We start from the raw sequence: 646 nt of genomic DNA on the forward strand, positions 1-646 counted from the left end.
TTGCGGTGATACTATATTTCCTACATTTTCTTTCTTTACTTGTGGTGATACTATATTTCCTACATTTTCTTTCTTCACTTGCGGTGATACTATATTTCCTACATTTTCTTTCTTTACTTGTGGTGATACTATGTTTCCTACATTTTCTTTTTTTACTTGTGGTGATATTATATTATCTTTTTTCGTTTGCGGAGAAATGATGTTATTAGGTTTCATTTTATTAATTTGAGGAGCAATTAACTCGCTTCCTTTTTTAATTACATCTGAAATTTTATATTCTTTTTTCGTTTTTATTGGTGGTTGCGGCGGCTGCGGTAACACATTTACCGAAAACTTCGTATTTTCTTTTTCCGCTGGTTTTTGTTTTTCTATAACAGGTGGTTTTTGAATAACAGACGGTTTTTCAACTGGTTTTTCTTTTTGAATTGGCTGTTCTTTTTGCACCTCTTTTTGCGGTTTCACTTGTATTTCCTTCTGTGGTTTTACCTGTACTTCTTTTTGTGGTTTCACTTGCATTTCCTTCTGTGGTTTTACCTGTACTTCTTTTTGTGGTTTCACTTGCATTTCCTTCTGTGGTTTTACTTGCACTTCTTTTTGTGTTTGTTGCATAGCAGGCTGCTGCGTAATTGGTGCTGATTGATACGTA

1 pseudogene is annotated in these 646 nt (G+C 33.7%); it reads right to left on the reverse strand.

What is annotated here, in order from left to right:
- A pseudogene (exsA, locus tag MR079_RS28350) lies at positions 1-646 on the reverse strand (spore coat assembly protein ExsA); the annotation flags it as partial.

The organism is Bacillus cereus group sp. BfR-BA-01381, from assembly GCF_022663555.1.
GTDB lineage: Bacteria > Bacillota > Bacilli > Bacillales > Bacillaceae_G > Bacillus_A > Bacillus_A pacificus.